Here is a 2,368-nt window from a genome sequence, read left to right as displayed (position 1 = left end):
TGATTGGGTGGAGGCGTCGTCGTGGTGTTCCTGCTTTTTCAGCGTGGCGTTGCGCTGCGCGTCCCAACGCAACTGCATCCGCCCTTTCTTCACACCCGCCGCGATGCCCCGCGCAGCCACCGCCTTGTAGCGGTCCACGTAGCCCATGAAGCCGTTGACCAGGGCGAAAATGGCGCTGATAAAACGCTTTACCGCGTCCAGCAGCCGTGCGCCGTACCGGAACAAGCGCATCGTCAGATAGGCAATGCCCGCTCCCGCACCGACAAAGGTCAGCACCACACCGATCAGCAGATCAATCGCCAACTGCACGACTATCGAGGCTACTGCCGCAGCCGTCCCGCCCGCCAACTCACTGGGTGGCAGCATCTCCAGCCAAAGCATCGCGGTTCGCACCAGCAAGCACAGCGCCGCTTCGTCACTGACCAGCAACTGAAGCTTCGCCATGACCAGCGGCGCCGACTCGGCAAGATTGGCCAGGTCGGCTGCACTGCTGCCCAACCGGTCGCCAAACTGGGAAGGATCCTTGAGGATGTCCGACAGCAAACCGATGCCATCCCACACGCCCTCGATCGCCGCCCAACCACCCGCGAGCAGGCCGTTACCCACCGCTGCCGCCGAAGTCGCCAGCGACTGCTGGGCCCATTGCGGCTTGAAGCCCCGCCACTCACCGCGCAGCCAGTCCGTCAGATCGGAGCTCAAGCCGTCGTAGGAAGAAAACAGATCGTCAATTTGCTTGGGGGATACGTCGCCTTGGACGTGAACCCGATAGGACCGCCCTGCCTCGCCCTTGAATGTCCCAATACCTTGGGCATCAAGCGTGACAGGGGTGACTTCGCCCGTGTCCATCGACACTACATCGACGACGATATCGCCCAACGGGATGTCATACACCGACTCGAGCTTGCTCTCGATCGTCATGATCCCGCCTTGCGGGCACTGGGCGACGGTCGAGAAAAAATCCTTGTCTTGGGTGCTGACAGCGGTGGTGCCCTCGCCGAAACGAATCAACCGCTCCATACCCATCAGTGAAGGCAGGTCGGCTACTTGGCTGGCCCGGTCCGCAGCCCGGCTGTACCAGCTTTCGAGCTGCTCGCGGTAGAGAGGAAGGGTGTTTTTGAAGTCGTCGAGTGCTTCCTCGATTCGGCGCACCTGATCCATCAGGACGTGGCTCGGCCATGAGGCAGCAGGAAAAAACGGTCGGACATGGAAGAACGTCTCGCGTGGAATCGGGAAACGCGAGACTTTGCCGGGGACGGCAGGAGAAATAAGTCAGGTAAGGAGACGCAGCTCGTAGGACAATTCTTTAATTGCCCCTACAGACCCATCTGGGCCAGGAAAGAACACGGGCCAGACAGCCTGTAGATAACGCTATGGATTCTGGTCGTGGAGCGCCTTGAGCTTGATGTCGGCCAACGGGTGTCCAGCCTTCGCGGCCAGGGTCCACCAGCGCGCCGCCTCCAACGGGTCGGGCGCTTTGGTGGGGGTTCCAGCGAGGCTGATGACACCCACTTGGTAGGCGGCCTTGCCATCACCGGCCAATGCAGCCAATCGCAGCAGACGAACGCCCTCTTCCCTGGCACCCAGGCCTTGGCCGCGAAACGTCAGGATATGACCATAGAAACTCTGGGCACCGACGTCGCCCAAATTCGCCATGCGGGCAAATTGACCTTCGAGCCAGGACCAGCCGCGTGGCTGTCGGACGAACCATGACCAATGAAACAACCGGCGAGCCAGCCAGTAGGCGGCCCGGGCCTTGATGCGCCAGAGCATTCAGGCCTCCGCCGATTCGGGGTACTCGTATTCGAACACTCGGACCACTTCCGAAGCATGCCAGGACGCGGCGGCCACACCGTCGGAGGGGCCGGAAAAACGTCCAAGACGCTCAACGCATTCAAAGAAACCGGTGCGCGGCAAACGGCTGGCGCCCTGGCTGATGACCAACGAACTGCGTAGCGGCTGTTCGGCCCGTGCATCCAGCGCCGCCAGATGTTCAAGCGCCGCGGTCAAGGTCTGCATGGCCGGGCTGGGGAGTTGCAAGCGCTCCAGCAGGGCGCGGTATGTCAATAAATGGCGCTGGCGGCGCGCCTGGTCCAGCTCACCCAACAACCCGTCCCAATGTTGCCGACTGATGCGTACACTCACGATTCATCCCTCCACCCCGGCACCGTCAGTTCCCAGGCCAGACTGCGCTTGATCGCGGCATCGGGCTGACGCTCACCGCTTTCGATCATGGCCAGATAAGACGGGCTGATGCCTACCGTGCGGGCCAGCGCCTCGATGGCGATGCCCTTCCCTTCGCGCAGACTGCGCAGTTGATCCAGACCAGGGAGAACCTGGTCGGGTGCCGCCACATGCGAGACGTTTGCCT

Annotated in this window: 3 protein-coding genes and 1 pseudogene; all 4 read right to left on the bottom strand. The window is 62.1% G+C overall.

What is annotated here, in order from left to right; genetic code table 11:
• A pseudogene (locus OC610_RS25785) lies at positions 1–1,158 on the bottom strand (type IV secretion protein Rhs); the annotation flags it as partial.
• A 210-nt stretch (positions 1,159–1,368) separates the two neighbouring features.
• On the bottom strand, positions 1,369–1,770 hold the full coding sequence (locus OC610_RS25780; protein ID WP_264431855.1) for an SEL1-like repeat protein: 402 nt from the start codon (positions 1,768–1,770) through the stop codon (positions 1,369–1,371).
• The gene (locus OC610_RS25775; RefSeq protein WP_003179080.1) at positions 1,771–2,142 is read right to left on the bottom strand and encodes a hypothetical protein; all 372 of its coding nucleotides are present in this window, start codon (positions 2,140–2,142) and stop codon (positions 1,771–1,773) included. It lies immediately after the preceding gene.
• Positions 2,139–2,368, bottom strand: a 230-nt coding sequence (locus OC610_RS25770; protein WP_264431851.1) for a helix-turn-helix domain-containing protein, incomplete at its 5' end; no start/stop codon positions are given. The genes OC610_RS25770 and OC610_RS25775, both read right to left, overlap by 4 nt.

Origin of the sequence: Pseudomonas agronomica (genome assembly GCF_025917275.1) — a bacterium.
GTDB lineage: Bacteria > Pseudomonadota > Gammaproteobacteria > Pseudomonadales > Pseudomonadaceae > Aquipseudomonas > Aquipseudomonas agronomica.
Note: the sequence above shows the minus strand (reverse complement) of the source record. Positions and strands in the feature narration are given on the sequence as shown.

What these genes read in the sequence shown, in the direction of transcription:
- OC610_RS25780 (WP_264431855.1), bottom strand. Translation starts at nt 1,770, where the DNA reads ATGCTCTGGCGCATCAAGGCCCGGGCCGCCTACTGGCTGGCTCGCCGG.